Genomic DNA, 19,287 nt, shown 5'->3' on the forward strand with positions numbered 1-19,287 from the left:
CGAGCACTTTCAGCCCGACGAGGACGTCGGCCTTCACCGATCCAGAGATCTCAGACGCACGCGATCGGCGGTGAAAGTTTGTCCAAGCAAGCGTTCGCCGCGCGTGGCGAACCACGCGGCGTCGTCGGTCGTCGCGAAACGTCGCGTGCCGCCGCGCGTGAGTCGCGTCTCGTGTTCCGGATGACGCTGCAGCCAGTCGGCGAGGCGTGTGCTGACGATTTCGGCCTGATCGAGGATTTCGACTTCCGGCGGGATCAGCGGCGTCAAGGACGGCAGCAGCAGCGGATAATGCGTGCAGCCGAGCAGGAGCCGCTGGGGCGGGCGCGCGCGGTGGATCACGGGCTCCAGCGAACGCCGGAGAAAATACTCCGCGCCGGGTCCGCTGAGTTCGCCCGCTTCGACGAGCGGGACCCACATCGGGCAGGCTTGTTGAATCAATTCGAGCCGCGGAGAAAGCTTGTGCAACTCGAGCGCGTAGGAGTCCGACGCGATCGTGCTCTCCGTGCCGAGCACGGCGACCGTGCCGGTGGCGTTGGAGGGCGGCGTGATGCCTGGCAGCGCGCCTGGGGGCAGCCCGGCGAGCGCTTCGACGGAAGGACGGACCACGCCCAGCACGCGTCGATCGGGCCGATGCGCGGGCAGATGCAGCTGCTGGATATTACGCAGAGCGCGCGCGGACGCGGTGTTGCACGCGAGCACCACGAGCGTGCAGCCCTCGTCGAACAGCCACTCGACCGCTTCGAGCGTGAACGTGTTGATCACCTCCGCGCTGCGGGCGCCGTAGGGCGCGCGGGCGCTGTCGGCGAGGAAAACGTAATCGTAGGCCGGCAGCCGGCGCAGCAGGGCTGCGAGTACCGTGAGTCCGCCAAAGCCGGAATCGAAAACGCCGATCATTCTCCGCGAGCGGAGCGCGGACGTCGGCGCAAGGCAAGCCGGCACCGGCCACGTCGCCACGCCTCCAGTCTTGCACGGCGCGCGGTGAACCCGAATAAGGACGGGATGAGCGATTGTCCCTGCGGCTCCGGCCGGTCCTACGAAACGTGTTGCGAGCCCATCATCGGCGGCGCGCCGGCGCCGACCGCCGAGGCGCTGATGCGTTCGCGCTACTCCGCGTATGTGAAGCACGCGTTCGACCACCTCGGACGCTCGCTGTCGGCGAAGGAGCGCAAGGATTACTCGCCCGACGACGCGCGCAACTGGGCCGAACGATCGGAGTGGCTGGGTCTCACGATCCTGCGCACGGAAAAAGGCGGCGCAACCGACGACGAGGGCGTCGTGGAATTTTCCGCCCGGTTCAAAACCGAAGGCAAGGAACACGAGCACCTCGAGGCGGCGCTGTTTACGCGTGAGGACGGCAACTGGGTTTACGCGGGCCAGCTCCCGCAGCGCGGGCAAACCGTTCGTTACGAAAAGCCCAAGGTCGGCCGCAACGATCCGTGCCCCTGCGGCAGCGGGAAGAAATACAAGAAGTGCTGCGGCGCCGCCGCGTAGCGGCCTAGGTGGGTCCGCGCAGCTCGGTTCGCGCAATCCGTCGCGAAATTCGCGTTGCCGGCGCGCGTTGGCCGGTGAACGGCAAGCTTCGTGCTTTGGGCCGCTCGTGTTGATCCTCGTTCACTCCGTCGTTGCCCAACCGGACCCGGCGTTGCCGGAAATTACGTTGCCGGCGGAGCGCATGCAGGTGGCGAAACGCCGCTGGCGAGGCACCGCGGACGATGGGAGCGAGTTCGGGTTCGAACTCGCCGCGCCATTGAAGCACGGCGACACCTTTTGGCAGACGGCGGCGGCGCGCTATGTTGTGCGTCAGCGGTTGGAAGCGGTGGTGGAGATCCCACTCGAGTTTCCCGCGTCGGCCGCGGCCGGCGTCGGCTGGGCGATCGGCAATCTGCATCTCGAACTGCAATCCGAGCCCACGCGTCTGCTCGCGCCGGACGAACCCGCGGTGCGCCAATTGCTCGATCGGCTCAAGGTGCCGTATCGATCGACGACGGCGGTGTTTCGCCCCGGCCGCTTCGCGCGCGGTCAACCCCAAGAAACGCATGAACTCGGTCCCAGCCATCGACACTGACGCGGCCGTGACGCGTTCGCCGACGGCATGGCTGTGCGCGGTGCTGCAGGCGGGCGATTCGTTTTATCCGACGGGCAGCTACGCGCACTCGTTCGGTTTGGAAGGGCTCGTGCAGGAAGGCGTCGTGCGTGATCGCGCCACGCTGCGGACATTTCTGCGGGAATCCGTTTTGCCGGCGCTGCGGCAGAGCGAACTGCCGCTGGCGGTGCACGCATGGGCGGCGCTGGCGGACCGCGATTGGGTGCGCGTGCGCGAACTCTGCGAGTTATCGTCGGCGATGAAGACGTCGCGCGAGGCTCGCCAGGCGTCGGACAATATCGGCCGCCAGCGCGCGGAACTGGTGGCGACGCTGCGCGGCGATCCACGTGCGCAGGAATTGCTCGCGCGCGCCGCCGAAGGACGCTGGCCGTGTTCGCCGGCGGTGTCGGCAGTGTTGGAGTCGCGTGCGTTTGGCGCGCCGCGCGACGCATGCCTGGCTGGCATGGCGTATTCCAGCGTGGCGGCGATCGTGTCGGCCGCGATGAAGCTGCTGCGGCTGGGGCAGAACGCGAGCCAGTCGCTCCTGACTGAAACGCTCGCGAAGATCCCGGCGATTATCTCCGGCGCGGAAAACGTGGCGTTCGACGACATCGGCTGGTTCAACCCTTGGCTCGACATCGCCGCCGCGCGCCACGAAACCGCGTCAACGCGGATGTTCATTTCCTGAGATGAAGCGCAAAGGCGCCAAGATGCGCAAAGTTTCGCGAAGCGCCCCGTCGGCTCCGGATGCTTGGCGTGGCTTCGCGCCCCTTCGCGTCTTCGCGCTTCCTGAATTTCCCCCATGACTCGTCCTCCTCGCATCGGTGTCGGCGGGCCGGTTGGCTCCGGCAAGACCATGTTGTGCCTGAAACTCTGCCAACGGCTGCGCGAGCGCTACTCGATGGCCGTCGTGACCAACGACATCTATTGCTCCGAGGACGCACAGTTCCTCATCCGGCACAGCGCGCTGCCGCCGGAGCGTATCGCTGGCGTGGAGACGGGAGGCTGTCCGCACACCGCGATCCGTGACGACACCACGATGAACGAACAGGCGTGTCGCGCACTGGAAACGAAGTTTCCGGACCTGCAACTCCTGCTGGTGGAGAGCGGCGGCGACAATCTCACGGCGACGTTTTCGCCGGAGCTGGTGGACGCGTTCATCTATGTGATCGACGTGGCGGAAGGGGACAAAATCCCGCGCAAGGGCGGGCCGGCGATCCGGTTCAGCGATCTGCTCATTATTAACAAAATCGACCTCGCGCCGCTGGTCGGCGCCGACTTGTCGGTGATGGAGCACGACGCGAACGCGCAACGTGGCGCGCGGCCATTTCTGTTCTGCGATTTAAAACGCGAGCACAACCTCGACGCCGTGATCGAGTGGCTCGAGCGCGAGGTGTTGTTCGCGCAGACCGCGGAGGCGGCCACATGAATAGCCGCAATAAAGCGCAAAAGGCGCAAAAAAGGAGCAGGGGAGCGCTGGGTATTTTTGCGCGTTCTGCGCCTCTTTGCGGCCAATGCCATGGCTGAGTTTTCCGGGCATCTGCGATTGCGGGCGGCGCAGCGGGAGCATGGGCGGACGGTGCTCGCGGAGCAGTCGTTTCGCGCGCCGTTTCATCTGAGCAAGCCGTATTGGGATGTGGATACGCGGGTGCTGCTGGTGCAGGTCGTGAACCCGACCGCCGGCATTCTCGCCGGCGACCGGCTCGAATCGGAGATCGTCGTCGAAACGGGCGCGGCGCTCTGCGTGACGACGCCGAGCGCGAGCCGGGTGTTCATGATGCGCGACGGTGAGGCGGCGGCGCGGCAGCGATTTGTCGTGGCGCGCGGCGGCTGGCTCGAGGTGTTACCCGAGCCGCTCGTGCCGCATCGTGGATCGCGTTACCGGCAGGCGACGGCGATCGAGGTCGAGGAAGGTGGCGGACTATTCTTCGTCGATCCGTTGCTGCCCGGCCGCGTGGCGCATGGCGAAACCTGGAGCTGGGACCGGCTGCGACTCGAGCTCGACGTGCGTTGCGGCGGCGAGCTCGCGTTGCGCGAGCGGCTCGATCAAGGCGGCCGGGAGTTGGAAGCACTGGCGCGCTGGGCCGGTTCAGGTGAGGCAGCGTGTTTTGCGAACGCGGTCGTGATTTCGCCGGACGGCTCAGGCGACGCGCCCTGGCGCGAAGCGGTGCAGGCGTTGCACGGCGAGGGCGTGTGGGTCGGCGCGAGTGCGCTGCGCCGCGGGGGCTGGAGCATCAAAGTCGTCGCCGCAGATGGCGTGCGACTCAAACGCACGGTGCGCGAAGTGCGCAGCATTCTTGCGCAAACCTTGCCCGCGCTCCGCTGCGATCCGCGGAAACTTTGAGGCGGTTGAGTGCCGGTCAGTCGCGCGAATCGGTCGGAGCGTCGTCCTCTTCGCCGGCGCGACGCACTGCGACACGCACCAGCCACATGGCGCCGAGCAACACGCCGAAGCACAATAGCGTGGCGATCGGGTGCTCAACCAGGTGCGAGAAATCCCAGGTGATTTCGGGATCGTCGTGTCCGGGGTGGGCGAGTGCGGCCAGCGGAGTAAAACCGGCCAGCAGCGCGGCGAGACGAACGAGGGGGCGGGAGCGAGGGCGCATGAAGTCGGAAGTGAGCAAGTCGTGCGCCAGATCGCGGGTCAGCGGCCCAGGAGCTGGCGGGTGAGAAACGACGTTTGCAGCGTGGCGATTTCCTTCAGGCCCTTTTGCGCGAGGGCGATGAGCCGCTGCAATTGCTCGCCGGAGAACGTGGCTTCTTCGCCGGAGCTCTGCAGTTCCACGAACTGGCCGCGGCCGGTCATGACGATGTTGGCGTCGACCTCGGCGTCCTTGTCCTCGAGGTAGTTGAGATCGAGGTATTCCTGTCCCTGGAAAATGCCGGCGCTGACGGCGCCGACGGAATCGGCGAGCGGGTTTTCCGGAATAGCTTTCGCGTCGAGCAGTTTTTGGATCGCGAGGCGGGCGGCGAGCCAGGCGCCGGTGATCGACGCGGTGCGCGTGCCGCCGTCGGCTTGGAGGACGTCGCAGTCGATCCAGAGCGTGTTCTGGCCGAGTTTTTGCAGGTCGATGACGGCGCGGAGCGAACGGCCGATGAGGCGCTGGATCTCGACGGTGCGGCCGTCGATCTTGCCGCGGGAGATGTCGCGGGCTTTGCGCTCGAGCGTGGAGTAGGGAAGCATCGAATACTCCGCGGTGAGCCAGCCGCCGGGCACTTTTTGCTGCTTCATCCACGTGGGAACGTTGTTCTCGATCGTGGCGGCGCAGATCACGCGCGTGGCGCCGAAGGAGACGAGCACGGAGCCGGTGGCGTGCGGGGCCACATTGGCTTCGAACGTGATCGGACGCAGTTGGTCGGGTTTGCGGCCGTCGAGGCGCGCGGCGTTGGTGCTCATCGCGCCAAGCCGAATCGGCGGGAGGCGCGCTGGCAAGTGGGGAAACGGACGGTTGCGCGGATCAGCTCTCCGACTGCTTCGAGCGCTGCACCGGCGTCACCTTCGTGGTGCTGAAGCTGGCACCCTGCTGGGTCATGAACGCGATCAGGCGATCGTTGAAATCCTTCGCGGGATCGTGGCCCATCTTCTTCAATGCCTGAGTGAGCGCGGCGACCTCGACGAGCCGGGCCATGTCACGGCCGGGCCGGACGTAGAGCTCGATGTGCGGGACGCGTTGACCGAGGATCTCGTAGTAGTTTTCCTCGAGGCCGGTGCGTTCCTCGACGACTTCGGGCGTCCACTCGTAGAGCGAGACGACGAGGTCGATGCGTTTGTCGAGGCGGATGGATTTCACTCCGAACATCTCGGCGATGTTGATGATGCCGAGTCCGCGGCATTCCATATAGCCGCGGTTGAGCGGTCGGGAGGAGGCGATGAGTTCGCGCTCGTCGAGGAGCTTGATGACGGTGAGGTCGTCGGCGACGAGCGAGTGGCCGCGCTCGATGAGGGCGAGGGCGCATTCGCTTTTGCCGACGCCGCTGGAGCCGCGGAGCATCACGCCGATACCGCGGACGTCGAGGGTGGTGGCGTGTTCGGTGGCGCCGGGGGCGAACTCGTTGTCGATGCAGAGCGTCGCCAGGTTCACGAAATTCATCGTGATCATGGGCGTCCGGATGATCGGCAGGCGCATGTCGGTGGCCACCTTCAGCATCGACGGCGTCGGGTGAAAGTTGCGGGTCAGCACGAGACACGGGATGTGCTGTTTCACCATGCCGCGGAAAATCTCGATCTGCTTCTCGGCGGGCACGGCTTTCAGAAACGTCATCTCGGCGGCACCGAGGACCTGGATGCGTTTGTTCGCGAAATATTTGAAGAAACCGGTGAGCGCCAGCGACGGCCGGTTGATGCTGCCCTCGCGGATGAGCCGGTGAAGGCCGGCCTCGCCGGTGACGAGCTCCATCTTCAGTTTCGCGCGATAGGTATCGAGGAAGTGCGCGACGGTGATGCCGTGGATGGCTTTTTGCATGGAGGACGGGTCAGGGGTTAACCACGAAACACACGAAAGACACGAAAAGAAATCAGAGCCTCGAGCCCGGCGGTATATGGGCTGTTTTAGTGTGTTTCGTGTAGTTCGTGGTCCTCACAAATTGAAATCTTCGCCGAGGTAGAATTTGCGGGCTTGCTCGTCCTGGATCAGGAACTCGCCGGTGCCCTCGGCGAGGACTTTGCCTTTGTGAATCAGGTAGGCGCGGTCGACCACGCGCAGCGTCTCGCGGACGTTGTGATCCGTAATGACGACCCCGATACCGCGAGCCCTCAGGTCGAGGACGATCTTCTGCACCTCGGCGACGGAAATCGGATCGATCGCGGCGAACGGTTCGTCCATCAGGAGGAACTTCGGGCGGGTGACGAGCGCGCGCGCGATCTCGAGCCGCCGGCGTTCGCCGCCCGACAGCGTGTAGGCCTTCTGTTTCGCGACGTGCGTAAGGTGCAGTTCCTCGAGATGCGCCTGCACGCGACGCGCGCGTTCGCGGCGCGGCACGCCGGTCGCCTCGAGGATCGCGAGGATATTCTGTTCGACGGTGAGTTTGCGGAAGACCGACGGCTCCTGCGGCAGGTAGCCGATGCCGTGACGCGCGCGCTCGTGCATGCGCTGCTTCGTGAGGTCCGTGCCGTCGAGGCAGACGCGTCCGGCCGACGCCGCGATCAGGCCGACGATCATGTAAAAAGTCGTGGTCTTGCCGGCGCCGTTGGGCCCGAGCAGGCCGACGACTTCGCCGCCGCAAAAGCGCACGTTGACGCCGTCGACGACGCGGCGCTCGCCGTAAATCTTGACCAGCCCCTCGGTGCGAATCTCCGGAGCGGCGGCGCCGGCCGTCAGGGGCGAAATACTGGGAGCCGTCGCGCTCATTTCGCGGAGTTGGCCGGCGTATCGGTTTTGCGATCGTAGCCCAGATCGCGGATCGGCGGACCCTTGAGGCGCGGCTTCTCGACTTCGACGCGTTCCTGGCCACGGAGCATCGTGATCTTTTCGCCGGCGGTCGTGACATCGCTCGCGCGATCGGTCACGACGGGATTGCCGGTGAGCACGACCTTCTCCTCGCGCGGGAGCACCTCGGCGCGCTCGCAGGTCGCGACGCGCGTTCCCTGCGCGATCGACACGTTGCCGGTGGCGAGCAGGTAGCGGAACTTTTCCAGCGTCGGGATCGATTCGGCCTCCTGGTCGTCGCCGATGCGGCTCGCGGTCAGCTCCAGCCGATCGCAGACGATGCGAAGATTCGTGCCGGTGACGGTGACGTTGCCCGTGCAGATGGCCTTGGTTTCGTCGCCTTCGCTCCACATGTCCATGTGGTCACAGGTGAGCGTCGTGGGCGACGGCGCGAGGTTTTGTGCGCGCACGTGCACCGCGCCGAGGAGGGCGAAGGCGAGAAGGAAAAAAGGAAGGCGTTTCATCGAAGGAGATCCCTGATCTCGGCGCGGAACGTTACCTGCACGTTGCCGTCGAGCGAAATCTTTTTGTCGGCGTGGCGGTAAACCCAGCGAATGCCCGAAGCCTCGATGTCGTCGCGCACGACGCGCACGAACTTCTCGCCGTGGGCGACCTGCTCGTCCGGCTGGAACGTGGCGGCGGGGCTGAGGATGACGGTGTCGACGACGTTGTCGGCCGTGCCGGTGAAATAAGTGAGGTTGAGGTCGACGACCTCGAAGTGGCGGTCCTGGGTCATGCGCGCTTCGGAGCCGCGCGCGAGCATCGAGCGGTTGCCTTCCTTCGTGAAGACGGGAAGTGTCCAGTTCTTCGCCGGCGCATTGAGCTGCGCGCGGGCGGTCAACGCGCACAGGCAAAATAGCGAAATCCGCGCGGCGAGGCGGAGCGAGAGGGGTGGCGGCATCGGTGTATCAGCGGCGGGACGACAGAATCAGTTCGCAGATTTCGCGGACGGCGCCATGCCCGGCGGCGCGCTGGGTGATGTAATCGGCGGCGGCGACCGCAGACGGCATCGCGTCCGGCACGGTGGCGCCGATCCCCGCCCACTGCATCGCCGGCGCGTCGATGTCGTCGTCGCCCATGTAAACGCAGGCGGCGGCCGCGAGGCCGAGTTGCGCGGCGAGCTCCTGCAGCGCGGTAAGCTTGTCCGTGCGGCCCTGAATCAGATGCGGGATTTGCAGCTCGGCCGCGCGGGCGCTCGTCGCGCCGGAACCGCGGCCGCTGATCCAGGCGGTGAGGACGCCGGCTTTCTCGAGGCGTCGCAAGCCCATGCCGTCGAGGATGGAGAAGTTCTTCGACTCGGTGCCGTCGGAATGGATGCGCACGGTGCCGTCGGTGAGGATGCCGTCGACGTCCATCGCGAAGAGCCGGATCGCGGCCCAGCGCGCGGCGGGAAGGCTTGCGCCCTGTTTCTCGGAATGCGGATGCGGCGACATGGCGGACGCGTTCAGCCGAGCCACGTGGTCACGAGTTCGAGGACCTTGTCCGTCGTCGGGCGGTGAACCTGTTCGAGCTCGGGCGCGAACGGCACCGGGATATCGAGCGAGGCGATCCGCAGCGGCGCGGCTTTCAAGTGCGCGAAATTCTGCTCGGTGAGACGCGCGACGAGCTCGGCGCCGAAGCCATGCGTGCGACGGCCCTCGTGGAGCACGACGAGCCGGCCGGTGCGGGCGACCGACGCGTGGACCGCGTCGAGTTTGAGCGGCGAGAGGCAGCGCAAATCGAAGAGATCGAACGTCTGCTCGTATTCGGCGGCGACGTAGTCGCAGACCTCGCGCGCGAGGTGCGTCATCTCGCCGTAGGTGACAAACGTCGCGTGCTCGCCCTGGCGGAGCTGTTTCGGCGTCCAGACGTCGCGGTAATTCGGGTTCCACGCGACCGTGTCCTTGGCGCGTCGATACAGGCCCTTGTGTTCGAAGAGAATGACGGGATTGTTGTCCTCGTAGGCGGCGAGCACGGCGTCGAAAGCGTCCTGCGGCGTGCTCGGGTAGAGCGCCTTGATGCCGGGAAACGCGAGAAAGACGGACTCAAGTTCCTGCGAGTGGAACGAGCCGAGCGTGATGCCGCCGCCGCACGGGTAGCGCAGCACGAGCGGACACGCGGCGCCGGAACGGTAGTGAAACGTCGCGGCGTTTTGCGTGATCTGCGTCATCGCCTCGGTCGAGAAATCGGCGAACTGGAATTCCTCGATCGGACGGTGGCCGTTGACGGCGAGGCCGATCGCGTAGCCGGTGCAGGCGCTCTCGGCGAGCGGACTGTTGAACACGCGCGCGCGGCCGAATTCGCCGAGGAGATTCTCCGTGACCTTGAAGGCGCCGCCGTAGGTGCCGATGTCCTGGCCGAGGATCAACGACTCGGGACGCTCGGCGAGGACCTTGCGCAGCGCGTGGTTGATGGCCTGGGCAAAGGTGAGAACTTCGGAGTTCGGAGATCGGAGATCGGCGTTCGGGGCTGAGACCGCAATCGTGGGTTTCCAGGGGAGCGGCGGCGAAGGCGGCGCGAAGACGTCGGCTTTGAGCGCGTCGAGGTCGACGGTCGGCCGGGCGACGGCGAGGGAAACCTTGATGCACGCTTCGACGAAGGCGCTGAGCTCGGCGTCGATGGCGTCGAGCCGCGCGGCGTGTCCGGCCGCGACGAGTTGGGCGCGAAAACGCGGCAGCGGATCGCGGGCGAGGAAGGCGTCGCTCTCGCCGGCTTTCAAATAATTGCAGGTATCGTAGGCGGCGTGACCGCGCAGCCGCAGCGTGTGCGCCTCGATGAGAATCGGCCGCGAAGTTTTGCGGACGGTGTCGAAGGCGTGGGCGAGCGTGCGGGCGGTCGTGGCGACGTCGACGGTGGTGTCGATCGCGAAACCCTTCATGCCGTAACCCTCGGCGCGGCGCCAGAGCTCGACCTCGGGCGCGAACTGTTCCGCGCACGGCGTGGAATAGGCGTAGCAGTTGTTCTCGATGACGAAGACGATCGGCAGGGAGAGGAGCGAAGCGAGATTGAGCGATTCGTGGATGTCGCCGGTGCTCGAGCCGCCGTCGCCGAAGAACGCGAAACCGATGGCGTCGATGCCGTTCCGGCGCTGCGAATCCGTCATGCCCAAGACCGGACCGAGCATGGCGCCGAGATGGCTGATCATCGGCAGCGAGCGGTTTTTCGGATCGCCGCGGTGGACATTGCCCTCGCGCGCCTGGGTCGGGCTGAGAGCGTTGGCGAAATACTGGTTGAGGTGCTCGCAGTAGTGCTGGCCCCAGATGAGATGGCCGCCGAAGTCGCGGTGGGTGAACGACACGACGTCCTTGGCCTTGTCGGCGAGCAGCGCGAGCGGAACGATGAGGCCCTCGTTGCCCTGACCGCCGGTCAGCGTGCCCTTCATCAGGCCCTGTCGGAAAAGGTCGAGATTGCGATTATCGCCGATGCGCGAGAGCTGCATCCAGGTATAGATGCGGATCAGCGTGTCGGTGGAAGGATTCTCGAGCTCCGCGGCGCTGAGATCGCGCGCCGCCAGGATCGCGGGAGGAGTTGGGAAGGCCATGTCCAAGTCCTCACGGTGAGGAGCGGGAACACGCCGGGCAAGCGAGAGATTTCCGCGCGGGAAATCTGCGACAGCGTCCCTCAGATCTCGATGGTCTCGCGGGGTTGCATCACCTTCACGGCGTGACCGGTGCGGACGGCGTCCGCGGCGAACGCGTGCGGGTCGACGCGGATCTTGTCGTTGGAATTGTAATGCATCGGAATGGCGAGTCGCGGGCGCAACAGGTGCAGCGCCTCGACCGCGTCGACCGGTCCCATCGTGTAGAAATCGCCGATTGGCAGCAGCGCGACATCGAGACCGTGGCGGCCGATCAGGCGCATGTCGCTGAACAGCGCGGTGTCGCCCGCATGATAGAGCGTGCGACCGTCGGCGCGCACGACGAAGCCCGCGGCAACGCCCAAGCTGCGGGTCAGGCCGTCGCCGAGTTCGAGCGCGGAGCTGTGGATGGCGGGCGTCATCTCGATCCGGCCCCACGGCAGGTTCACGCCGCCGCCCGGCATCAGGTCGATCGTGGCGGCACCGGCCGCGGCGAGGTGTTCTGCCAATTCGTAAGGCGCGACGATGGTCGCCTGATGCAGCCGCGCGAGTTCGAGCGCGTCGCCGAGGTGATCCGCGTGCGCGTGCGAGCAAAGGATGTAGTGGCACGAGACGGACGCGGGCTCGATGGCGCCGTGTGGGTTTTCGCGCAGATACGGGTCGAACAGGAGTCGACGATCGCCGATCTCGAGCAGGAACGCGGAGTGACCGAAATAGGTGAGATGCATGGCAGGCGTGCTTTTTTAGCACGCAGCATTCGAACATATCCCCGGCGCGGATTCAGTTCCCAAATCCTGCGAACCGGGCAACGGCAGCCGGCGCGAACGGCGGGGCGTCAGGTCGCAACCCCGCGGGAGACGCTGTCGAGGCGGCGCATGAGTTCCGGTGTGAGCCGGTCGACGACGTCGATCGCGCCGAGATTCTCGCGCAGTTGTTCGACGCGCGAGGCACCGAGAATCACGGAGCTGACGTGCGGGTTTTTCAGGCACCAGGCGACGGCGAGTTTCGGGAGCGAGACGCCGAGCTCCTGCGCGAGGGCGGCGATCTGCGGGACGGCGCCGAGTTTCTTTTTTCCGGCGGGATCGTTGAGGATCGTGTCGCGCAACCACTCCATGCCCGGCGCGTTGAGCCGGCTGTCGGATGGCACGTCGTCGTTGTATTTGCCGGTGAGAAGTCCGGAGGCGAGCGGCGACCAGATCGTGGTGCCAAGCCCGGGCGAGGCGTAGAGCGGCGCGTATTCTTTTTCCACGCGGGTGCGATGAAACAGGTTGTATTGCGGCTGCTCGACGATCGGCGCGTGCAGGTTGTGCGCGGAGCAAACGCGGTGGACCTCGCGGAGATTTTCGGCGCTCCACTCGCTCGTGCCCCAGTAGAGCACCTTGCCCTGCACGATCAGGTCGTGCATCGCGCGCGCGGTCTCGGCCACGGGCACGTTGGGATCGGGTCGGTGGCAGTAAAAGAGGTCGAGATAATCGACCTGCAGCCGGCGCAGGGCGTCGTGGCACGCTTCGATCACGTGTTTGCGCGAGAGGCCCGACTGGTTGGGTTTGTCGTCCTCCCAGCCGAAATACACCTTGCTGGAAACGAGATAGCTGCTGCGGCGCCAGCCGGATTTTTTCAGGATGTCTCCCATCACGATCTCGGCCTGGCCATCGGCGTAGGCTTCGGCGTTGTCGAAGAAGTTCACGCCCGCATCATAGGCGGTGTGCAGCAGATCACGCGCGACGGTGTCGCCGATTTGTTTGCCGAACGTGACCCAGGCGCCGAAGGACAGCGCGGAAATTTGCAGGCCCGATGGGCCGAGCTTGCGGTAGATCATGACGAAGAAATCCAGGTTTGAGCGTCGGCGATCTCCTCGCGCGTGAGGTTGTGCGCGGCGGCATAAGTCTTGAGCGTGACGTCGGCGCCGCCGGCGCGAAGGTGCGCGGCGAGGCGGTGCGGGTGATCGGCGGGGACGATCGGATCGTGCGCGCCGCTGGCGATGAGCACGCGCTTGCCCTCGAGCGAGTGCGCCGGGGCCGGCTGGTCGAGCACCACCATCGGCCGAAACAATACCGCGGCGTGCAACACCACCGGGCGCAGCAGCAGGAGCGTGGCGGCGATGTTGGCGCCGTTGGAGATGCCGACGGCCACGAGCCGGTTGAGGTCGAGCTGGTATTTCCGGCTCGCCTCGCTAATGAAATCGGCGAGCTCGTGCGTGCGGCGCGCGACTTCAGAGGGATCGAAGATGCCGGAGGAAATGCGGGCGAAGAAACGCGCGGCGCCCTGTTCGTTCACCGGTCCGCGCGGCGAGAGGAAGGCCGAGCCGGGCGAAAGCGTGCGGCCCAGCGGCAGCAGATTGTGTTCGTCGCCGCCGGTGCCGTGCAGCAGGAGAACGGGTGGCGCGGACGCGATTTCTCCGGGTTCAAAGGCGTGGACGTAGGCGAGCGGCATGCTTCCTCGATAGCGAGAAAGCCGGCCCTTCGCAACTTTGCCGCCGAAAATGCCGCGGAACGCCCCGTCCGCCGCGCTCAGGCCCGGTCGATCTTGGCGATGCGCGCGGCGTGGCGGCCGCCCTCGAACTCGGTCGCCAGCCAGGTGCGCACGATCTTCAACGCGTCGGCTTCGCTGACGGTGCGCTGGCCGAGCGACAGCACGTTGCCGTCGTTGTGCGAGCGGTTCCAGATCGCGACCTGTTCGTTCCAGCAGAGGCCGCAGCGGACGCCGCGCACGCGGTTGGCGACGATCGCCTCGCCGTTGCCAGAGCCACCGAGCACGATGCCGCGCTCGAATTCGCCGCGCGCCACCGCTTCGGCGACCGGGCGGATGAAGTCCGGGTAATCGCAAGGCGCGTCGCTGTCGGTTCCGAAGTCCCGCACCGTGTGCCCCTCCTGCAAGAGCATGGTTTTGATGGCTTCCTTGTAGGCGAAGCCGGCGTGGTCGGAACCGATGGCGATGGAAAACCTCTTCATGGGTCGGGAAACTTGGTGGCGAAAAGAGGGTCTCTTATCCGCAGCCGGCTCCGCCGCAGCAAAGCAAAAACAACGGGATCGTTCCACCGGTCCCGCTTACTCTGTCCCATGAAAAACTCACTCTTCGTTCTCGGATGCTGTCTGGCGCTCGCCTGGGCGGGTTGCAGCACGGTGGACTCACGCCTGAAAAAGCACGAATCCGCCTTCAACTCCTGGCCGGCGGACGTGCAGCAGAAAGTGCGCAGCGGCCAGATCGATCTCGGGTTTACCCCCGAGATGGTGCAAGTCGCTCTGGGCGATCCGAGCCGGGTCTTCACGCGCACGACGCAGAACGGCAACGCGGAAGTTTGGGTTTACCCGGAAAAGGGCCCGAAGTTTTCCTTCGGGGTCGGGGTCGGCAGCATGCGCGGTTCGACCGGCGTCGGCGGTGGCGTGACCGTGGGCGACACCTGGCGCGATGAGGAAGCGCTGCGGGTGGTGTTCGAAGGCGGCCGCGTCAGCGCGATCGAGCGTCGCCGGTAAATTCCCGCGCGCGCATCAGCAACCGAGCGCGGCCAGCACCGCGGCCGTGTCGGAAAGGTCCGCCAACACGACCGTCGGCTGATGCGCCTGCAATTCCGCGACGCTGTGGCGTCCGGTCGCCACCGCGAGGGTGCGCGCGCCGATGACCTTGCCGCATTCGATATCGTGCGGCGTGTCGCCGATGATCCAGACACGATCCGCGGCGAATTCGACGGAGTGATGCTCCGCGGCACGACGCACGGCGTGCGGGCCGAGGTCGTTGCGACGCTCGCTGTCGTCGCCGAACGCCCCGAAGGCGAAGTGCTCCCAAAGGCCATGAGGCTGCAACTTGATCTCCGCGCCGGCGCGCAGGTTGCCCGTGAGCAGGCCCTGGGCGACGTCGCCGCGTTGCGAAAGCGCGCGGAGCACTTCCGGCACGCCGGGCAGCAGCCGCGCGTGCGGATGGGGCTGACTCGAACGAAGCGCGCGCAAATACGCGGCGAGGTAGCGGCTGACGTTGTCGGGCGTATCGGGCAGGGCGAATTTCGCGAGCACCCGACGCGCGATCCAGGCGTCGGTGCGCCCGGCGATCTCGATGTCCTCGAGCGTGCCGACGATGCCGAACTCCGCGTGGAGCGCAGCGACCAGCGCGCGTTCGCCGGCGCCGCCGGAGTGCAGGAGCGTCCCATCGATGTCCCAGAGCAGAAGCGTCTTCATTGTCTGTAACCGCCCATCAACGTCCGCCGTCAGCCGTTTCAGCAAGCCACTTCGATTTGCGGATCGCTCGCGGTCGAAGTTCATTTGTATCATGCAACCCAGAAACCCTATGAAAACTTTCCTAGCCCTCATGGCTCTTTTCCTGGGCGCGTTTGCGCTCAGCGGTTGCTCGACGCCGGAAACGCGCATCGCGAAACAGCCGGAGCTGTTCAACCGACTTACGCCCGAACAGCAGCAGATGATTCGCGAGGGGCGCATCGGCATGGGCTTCGATCAGGACATGGTGAAGCTCGCGCTCGGCGATCCGGATCGCGTGCGGGAGCGGATCGACTCGAGCGGCCGTAGCGAGATCTGGATGTATATCACCTACGAAACGATGGACGGCGCACTGCTTTATCGCGGCTGGTATCATCGCGGATGGGGCAGCCCGTACTATCCGTATTATCTGACGGTGGACGGGCGGCGCGAACGCACGCGGGACGAAGTCGTTTTCCGTGACGGCCGGGTCGTTTCAGTGGAACAGGAACGTTAGTTCGTCTCCCGGTCCGATTTTTTCAGAGCGCGTTGGAAACGACGCGCTCTTTTTCATGCTCGCGCACGGCGACATCGACGCGGAGTTCCTTCGTCGGCGCGCCGCGATACGTGCCGCTCACCGGCCGGATGTCGCTGTAGTCGCGGCCGGCCGCGAGTTTCACGTAACGCTCGTCGGCCGGTCGCGCGTGCGTCGGGTCGTAGCCGATCCAGCCTTGGCCGGGGAGGTGAACTTCGACCCACGCGTGCGACGCTTCGCTTTCGTCCGGCCGGCGTTCGACGTTAAGAAAATAGCCGCTGACGTAGCGCGCCGGCAGACCGGCGGCGCGGCACAAGCCGAGCATCACGTGCGCGTAGTCCTGGCAGACGCCGGTGCGCTGACGCAGGGCTTCGGTTGCGACGGTGTTCACGCCGGTTGAGTAGGGGCGGTAGGTGAACGTCTCAAACACGTGGCGCCCCAGCGCGCAGGCGTCGGCCCACATGCCCGTGCGCGGGTGGCGATCGAAATACTCCTTCACTTCGTGACGCAGCTCCACGCCGAGATTGACGTAGTGGGAGTCGGCGAGGAATTCAGCGTGAAGTTCGCTCGGCGCCGGCGCGCCGGGGCGTCCGGGCGAAGTCACGTCGCTCCGTGGCGGGCGCACGGCGTCAGGCACCGTTTCCACCTCTGACTCAGCCTCGATCACGAGACGATCGTGTGCGCCGGAAAGATCGAAGTAGTGCACGCGGTTGCCGTAATAATCGAGGTAGTCGCGCACGTCGCCGCCCGGCGGCGAAATGCGCAGGTCAAACCGACGACACGACTGGCGGTCGTCGTCAATCGGGCGCAGGCGAACTTCGTTGAAACTGTCGCGAACGGGTCCGGCGTAAACGAAGGTGGTGCGGTGGAGAACGTGGAGCAGCATGGCAGGCGGCCACCCGGCCGCGGAAAGAATCAGGAAAAAAGGAGCGGGCGCAAAGCCACGAAATCGCGGGGCTTCACGTCGGCTTCGGAACTCCGCGGTCGCTGCGGCCGCACCGGAGGGACTGTTGCTGCTGGTGTTGTTGCTGCTGCTGGCGGTCGTCGGGATTCGCCTCCGCCGGGTAAAACATCGTGGTCTGCACGACTTCCTCGCCGATGCGAGCGAGGGCTTGCTGCGTCTCGAGCAGAAATTCGTGCAAGCCCTGCGCCAGCACGTCGTTGATCGTGGACGATTCAAGGTCTCCGAGCAGACGGCGCGAGGCGCGGGCGGCGGCGGTGCGGGCGCGCGGGCCGTCGTCGCCGAGGATGCGGCGGAGCAGTTCGTCGAGTTGCGCGGTGCAGTAATGCAGCGAGCGCGGAAACGAATCGGAAAAGATGAGGAATTCGGCGACCTTCCACGCGAGGATTTCGCGCACGTAGAAACGCCGGTAGGCGTCGAGCGCGCTCGCGGACCGCAGCACCGCCTGCCACTGCGCGGTGTCGACCGCGCCGCCGACGTCGGTGACATCCGGCAGGAGAATGTGATATTTCACGTCGAGGATCCGCGTCGTCATCTCCGCGCGTTCGATGAACTTTCCGAATTGCACGAACTCCCAGCCCTCGCTGCGCGGGTAGGTCGAGTCGGTGAGACCTTGGAACAGGTGCGAGTGGCGCTTGATGTGTTCGAAAAATTCGTGCGGCCCCGCGGCCCAGACTTCGGCGGCGTTGCGGGCTTTGAGAAACAGATACAGCTCGTTGATCGCTTCCCACATCTCGGCGGAGATCTGGTCGCGGATCATGCGGGCGTTCTCCCGCGCGGCGTAGATGCACGCGAGGATGGAGCTGGGATTGCGCAGATCGAAGGCGAAGAACGACGTGACCGACTGGCTGTCCGCGGCGGGGTAGAGCGATTCGAATAGCGACCGGTTGCCCGAGCTCGCGATGAGCGAGTGCCAGTGGTCCTTCAGCGACTCGTCCTCAATGTCCTGAAAATCGAGCAGGAACTGGAGATTCACTTCGAGCAGACGCGTGATGTTTTCCGCGCGCTCGATGTAGCGACTCAGCCAATACAGCGAGTGCGCGACCCGCGAGAGCATCACGGTCGCCTGCGGGCGGGAAACGGGAATCGTCGGCGTGGGCATCGGGACGGCGCAGACGCTCATTCGTCTTTTTGCAGCACCCACGTGTCCTTCGAGCCGCCGCCCTGGGACGAGTTGACGACGAGCGAGCCCTTGCGCAGCGCGACGCGGGTGAGCCCGCCGGGCGTGACGGTGATTTTGTCGCCGTAGAGAATGTAAGGCCGCAGATCGATGTGGCGCCCCTCGAGCTGGCCGTCGCACCATGTCGGCGAGCGCGAGAGACTGATCGGGTCCTGCGCGATGAAGTTGCGCGGCTCGGCGGCGACCTTGCGGCGGAAATCCTCGCATTCCTGTTTGGTGGCGGCGGGGCCGATCAGCATGCCGTAGCCGCCGGCTTCGTTGGCAGCTTTGATCACGAGCTTTGGGATGTTCTCGAGGATGAAGGAACGATCGGCCGGCTCGGACGCGAGGTAGGTGTTCACGTTGGGCAGGATCGGATCCTGATCGAGGTAGTATTTGATCATCCGCGGCACGTAGGCGTAGATGACCTTGTCATCGGCGACGCCGGTGCCGATCGCGTTGGCGAGCGCGACGTGGCCGGAGCGATACGCGTGCACGAGTCCGGGCACGCCGAGGATCGAGTCGGAACGGAAAACCGAAGGATCGAGAAAAGCGTCGTCGATGCGCCGGTAAATCACGTCGACAGGAACGAGGCCGGCCGTCGTGCGCATGAAGACGCGCGCGTCGCGCACGAGCAGATCGCGACCCTCGACGATCGGGATGCCCATCTGGCGCGCGAGAAACGTGTGCTCGAAATACGCGCTGTTGTAGACGCCGGGGGTGAGCAGGACGACGTTGGGTTTGTCGCGGCGGGTCGGCGCGACGTGCAGCAGGGATTTGAGCAGTTCGTCGGGATACGTCTGCACCGGCCGGACCCGGTAGCTGCCGAAGAGAGCGGGAAACGCGCGTCGCATCGCCGCGCGATTCTCGATCATGTAGGACGCGCCCGACGGGCAGCGGAGGTTGTCCTCCAGCACCAGATAACGTCCGTCGCGATCGCGGATGAGATCGGTGCCGCAAATGTGAACGTAAATCCCCTTTGGCACATTGAAGTGCATGAACTCGCGCCGGAAATGACGCGCGCCGAGGACGAGCGCGGCGGGCACGACGTGGTCGCGGAGAATGCTTTGTTCGTGATAAACGTCGTGGAGAAACAGGTTCAGCGCGGTGATGCGCTGGATCAGCCCCGCTTCGAGCCGGGCCCATTCCGCCGCGGGAATGATGCGCGGGATCAGGTCGAACGGGAAAATCCGCTCCGCGTCCTCGCCGTCGCCGTAAACGGTGAACGTCACGCCACGGCTGAGAAACGCGAGATCGACGGCGGTGCGTCGCTGGTTGAATTCGGATTCGGGCAGGTTGCCCAGGCGCTCGGTGAGACGGCGGTAGTGCGGACGGACCGCGCCGTCGGCCGCGAGCATCTCATCGAAGAAGTTTTCGGCGTCG

At 65.7% G+C, this 19,287-nt stretch carries 24 protein-coding genes; 7 read left to right on the forward strand and 17 right to left on the reverse strand.

Annotation, left to right across the window (positions count from 1 at the left end):
• Positions 1-33 precede the first annotated feature (33 nt).
• A complete protein-coding gene (gene murI, locus AC6RV7_RS07030; protein WP_500093206.1) occupies positions 34-894 on the reverse strand; it encodes a glutamate racemase in 861 nt (286 codons plus the stop codon).
• A 105-nt stretch (positions 895-999) separates the two neighbouring features.
• Here murI and AC6RV7_RS07035 point away from each other — a divergent pair, with 105 nt between their 5' ends.
• The 5 genes from AC6RV7_RS07035 (at position 1,000) to AC6RV7_RS07055 (ending at position 4,427) form a co-directional block, all read left to right on the forward strand.
• Positions 1,000-1,491 (forward strand): YchJ family protein, encoded by a 492-nt coding sequence (locus AC6RV7_RS07035; protein ID WP_500093207.1) that lies wholly within the window; start codon positions 1,000-1,002, stop codon positions 1,489-1,491.
• Between the two features lie 106 nt (positions 1,492-1,597).
• Positions 1,598-2,065: an urease accessory protein UreE gene (locus AC6RV7_RS07040; RefSeq protein WP_500093208.1), complete on the forward strand. Its 468-nt coding sequence runs from the start codon at positions 1,598-1,600 to the stop codon at positions 2,063-2,065.
• Entirely contained in the window at positions 2,037-2,771 is a 735-nt protein-coding gene (locus AC6RV7_RS07045; RefSeq protein ID WP_500093209.1) for an urease accessory protein UreF, read from the forward strand. Before AC6RV7_RS07040 ends, AC6RV7_RS07045 begins: the two co-directional genes overlap by 29 nt.
• Positions 2,772-2,885: 114 nt before the next feature.
• The gene (gene ureG / locus AC6RV7_RS07050) at positions 2,886-3,512 is read left to right on the forward strand and encodes an urease accessory protein UreG (RefSeq protein WP_500093210.1); all 627 of its coding nucleotides are present in this window, start codon (positions 2,886-2,888) and stop codon (positions 3,510-3,512) included.
• Positions 3,513-3,602: 90 nt separating this feature from the next.
• Positions 3,603-4,427 (forward strand): urease accessory protein UreD, encoded by an 825-nt coding sequence (locus AC6RV7_RS07055; protein WP_500093211.1) that lies wholly within the window; start codon positions 3,603-3,605, stop codon positions 4,425-4,427.
• Positions 4,428-4,443: 16 nt separating this feature from the next.
• On the opposite strand, the gene AC6RV7_RS07060 is transcribed toward AC6RV7_RS07055, so the two are convergent.
• The 12 genes from AC6RV7_RS07060 to rpiB all read right to left on the reverse strand — a co-directional run bounded on the left by AC6RV7_RS07060 (position 4,444) and on the right by rpiB (position 14,016).
• Positions 4,444-4,689 (reverse strand): hypothetical protein, encoded by a 246-nt coding sequence (locus AC6RV7_RS07060; RefSeq protein WP_500093212.1) that lies wholly within the window; start codon positions 4,687-4,689, stop codon positions 4,444-4,446.
• 38 nt (positions 4,690-4,727) lie between these two features.
• The gene (gene rph, locus AC6RV7_RS07065) at positions 4,728-5,480 is read right to left on the reverse strand and encodes a ribonuclease PH (protein ID WP_500093213.1); all 753 of its coding nucleotides are present in this window, start codon (positions 5,478-5,480) and stop codon (positions 4,728-4,730) included.
• A 61-nt stretch (positions 5,481-5,541) separates the two neighbouring features.
• The gene (hprK, locus tag AC6RV7_RS07070; protein ID WP_500093214.1) at positions 5,542-6,546 is read right to left on the reverse strand and encodes an HPr(Ser) kinase/phosphatase; all 1,005 of its coding nucleotides are present in this window, start codon (positions 6,544-6,546) and stop codon (positions 5,542-5,544) included.
• Between the two features lie 114 nt (positions 6,547-6,660).
• On the reverse strand, positions 6,661-7,431 hold the full coding sequence (gene lptB / locus AC6RV7_RS07075) for an LPS export ABC transporter ATP-binding protein (RefSeq protein WP_500093215.1): 771 nt from the start codon (positions 7,429-7,431) through the stop codon (positions 6,661-6,663).
• On the reverse strand, positions 7,428-7,973 hold the full coding sequence (locus AC6RV7_RS07080) for an LptA/OstA family protein (RefSeq protein ID WP_500093216.1): 546 nt from the start codon (positions 7,971-7,973) through the stop codon (positions 7,428-7,430). Before AC6RV7_RS07080 ends, lptB begins: the two co-directional genes overlap by 4 nt.
• Positions 7,970-8,410: a hypothetical protein gene (locus tag AC6RV7_RS07085; protein ID WP_500093217.1), complete on the reverse strand. Its 441-nt coding sequence runs from the start codon at positions 8,408-8,410 to the stop codon at positions 7,970-7,972. The genes AC6RV7_RS07080 and AC6RV7_RS07085 overlap by 4 nt, the downstream gene beginning before the upstream one ends.
• Positions 8,411-8,417: 7 nt before the next feature.
• Entirely contained in the window at positions 8,418-8,942 is a 525-nt protein-coding gene (locus AC6RV7_RS07090; RefSeq protein ID WP_500093218.1) for a KdsC family phosphatase, read from the reverse strand.
• Between the two features lie 11 nt (positions 8,943-8,953).
• Complete coding sequence (locus AC6RV7_RS07095) at positions 8,954-11,029, reverse strand: thiamine pyrophosphate-dependent enzyme (protein ID WP_500093219.1); 2,076 nt, start codon at positions 11,027-11,029, stop codon at positions 8,954-8,956.
• A gap of 80 nt (positions 11,030-11,109) precedes the next feature.
• The gene (locus AC6RV7_RS07100) at positions 11,110-11,793 is read right to left on the reverse strand and encodes a metal-dependent hydrolase (protein WP_500093220.1); all 684 of its coding nucleotides are present in this window, start codon (positions 11,791-11,793) and stop codon (positions 11,110-11,112) included.
• A gap of 107 nt (positions 11,794-11,900) precedes the next feature.
• Entirely contained in the window at positions 11,901-12,884 is a 984-nt protein-coding gene (locus AC6RV7_RS07105) for a potassium channel beta subunit family protein (protein WP_500093221.1), read from the reverse strand.
• Complete coding sequence (locus AC6RV7_RS07110; protein ID WP_500093222.1) at positions 12,881-13,498, reverse strand: alpha/beta hydrolase; 618 nt, start codon at positions 13,496-13,498, stop codon at positions 12,881-12,883. The genes AC6RV7_RS07105 and AC6RV7_RS07110 overlap by 4 nt, the downstream gene beginning before the upstream one ends.
• Positions 13,499-13,575: 77 nt before the next feature.
• Positions 13,576-14,016: a ribose 5-phosphate isomerase B gene (gene rpiB, locus AC6RV7_RS07115; protein WP_500093223.1), complete on the reverse strand. Its 441-nt coding sequence runs from the start codon at positions 14,014-14,016 to the stop codon at positions 13,576-13,578.
• Between the two features lie 108 nt (positions 14,017-14,124).
• Here rpiB and AC6RV7_RS07120 point away from each other — a divergent pair, with 108 nt between their 5' ends.
• Positions 14,125-14,538: a hypothetical protein gene (locus AC6RV7_RS07120; RefSeq protein ID WP_500093224.1), complete on the forward strand. Its 414-nt coding sequence runs from the start codon at positions 14,125-14,127 to the stop codon at positions 14,536-14,538.
• A gap of 15 nt (positions 14,539-14,553) precedes the next feature.
• Here the strand turns inward: AC6RV7_RS07120 and AC6RV7_RS07125 are convergent, their stop codons facing one another.
• Positions 14,554-15,234, reverse strand: a complete 681-nt coding sequence (locus AC6RV7_RS07125; RefSeq protein WP_500093225.1) for an HAD family hydrolase — start codon at positions 15,232-15,234, stop codon at positions 14,554-14,556.
• 130 nt (positions 15,235-15,364) lie between these two features.
• Between AC6RV7_RS07125 and AC6RV7_RS07130 the strand changes: the two genes are divergently transcribed.
• Complete coding sequence (locus tag AC6RV7_RS07130) at positions 15,365-15,766, forward strand: hypothetical protein (protein WP_500093226.1); 402 nt, start codon at positions 15,365-15,367, stop codon at positions 15,764-15,766.
• Positions 15,767-15,788: 22 nt separating this feature from the next.
• Here the strand turns inward: AC6RV7_RS07130 and AC6RV7_RS07135 are convergent, their stop codons facing one another.
• The 3 genes from AC6RV7_RS07135 to AC6RV7_RS07145 form a co-directional block, all read right to left on the reverse strand.
• Positions 15,789-16,670: a transglutaminase family protein gene (locus AC6RV7_RS07135; RefSeq protein WP_500093227.1), complete on the reverse strand. Its 882-nt coding sequence runs from the start codon at positions 16,668-16,670 to the stop codon at positions 15,789-15,791.
• Positions 16,671-16,743: 73 nt separating this feature from the next.
• Positions 16,744-17,868: an alpha-E domain-containing protein gene (locus AC6RV7_RS07140; RefSeq protein ID WP_500093228.1), complete on the reverse strand. Its 1,125-nt coding sequence runs from the start codon at positions 17,866-17,868 to the stop codon at positions 16,744-16,746.
• On the reverse strand, positions 17,865-19,262 hold the full coding sequence (locus AC6RV7_RS07145; RefSeq protein WP_500094191.1) for a circularly permuted type 2 ATP-grasp protein: 1,398 nt from the start codon (positions 19,260-19,262) through the stop codon (positions 17,865-17,867). Before AC6RV7_RS07145 ends, AC6RV7_RS07140 begins: the two co-directional genes overlap by 4 nt.
• Positions 19,263-19,287 lie beyond the last annotated feature (25 nt).

It is taken from the genome of Opitutus sp. sgz309028, assembly GCF_059821195.1.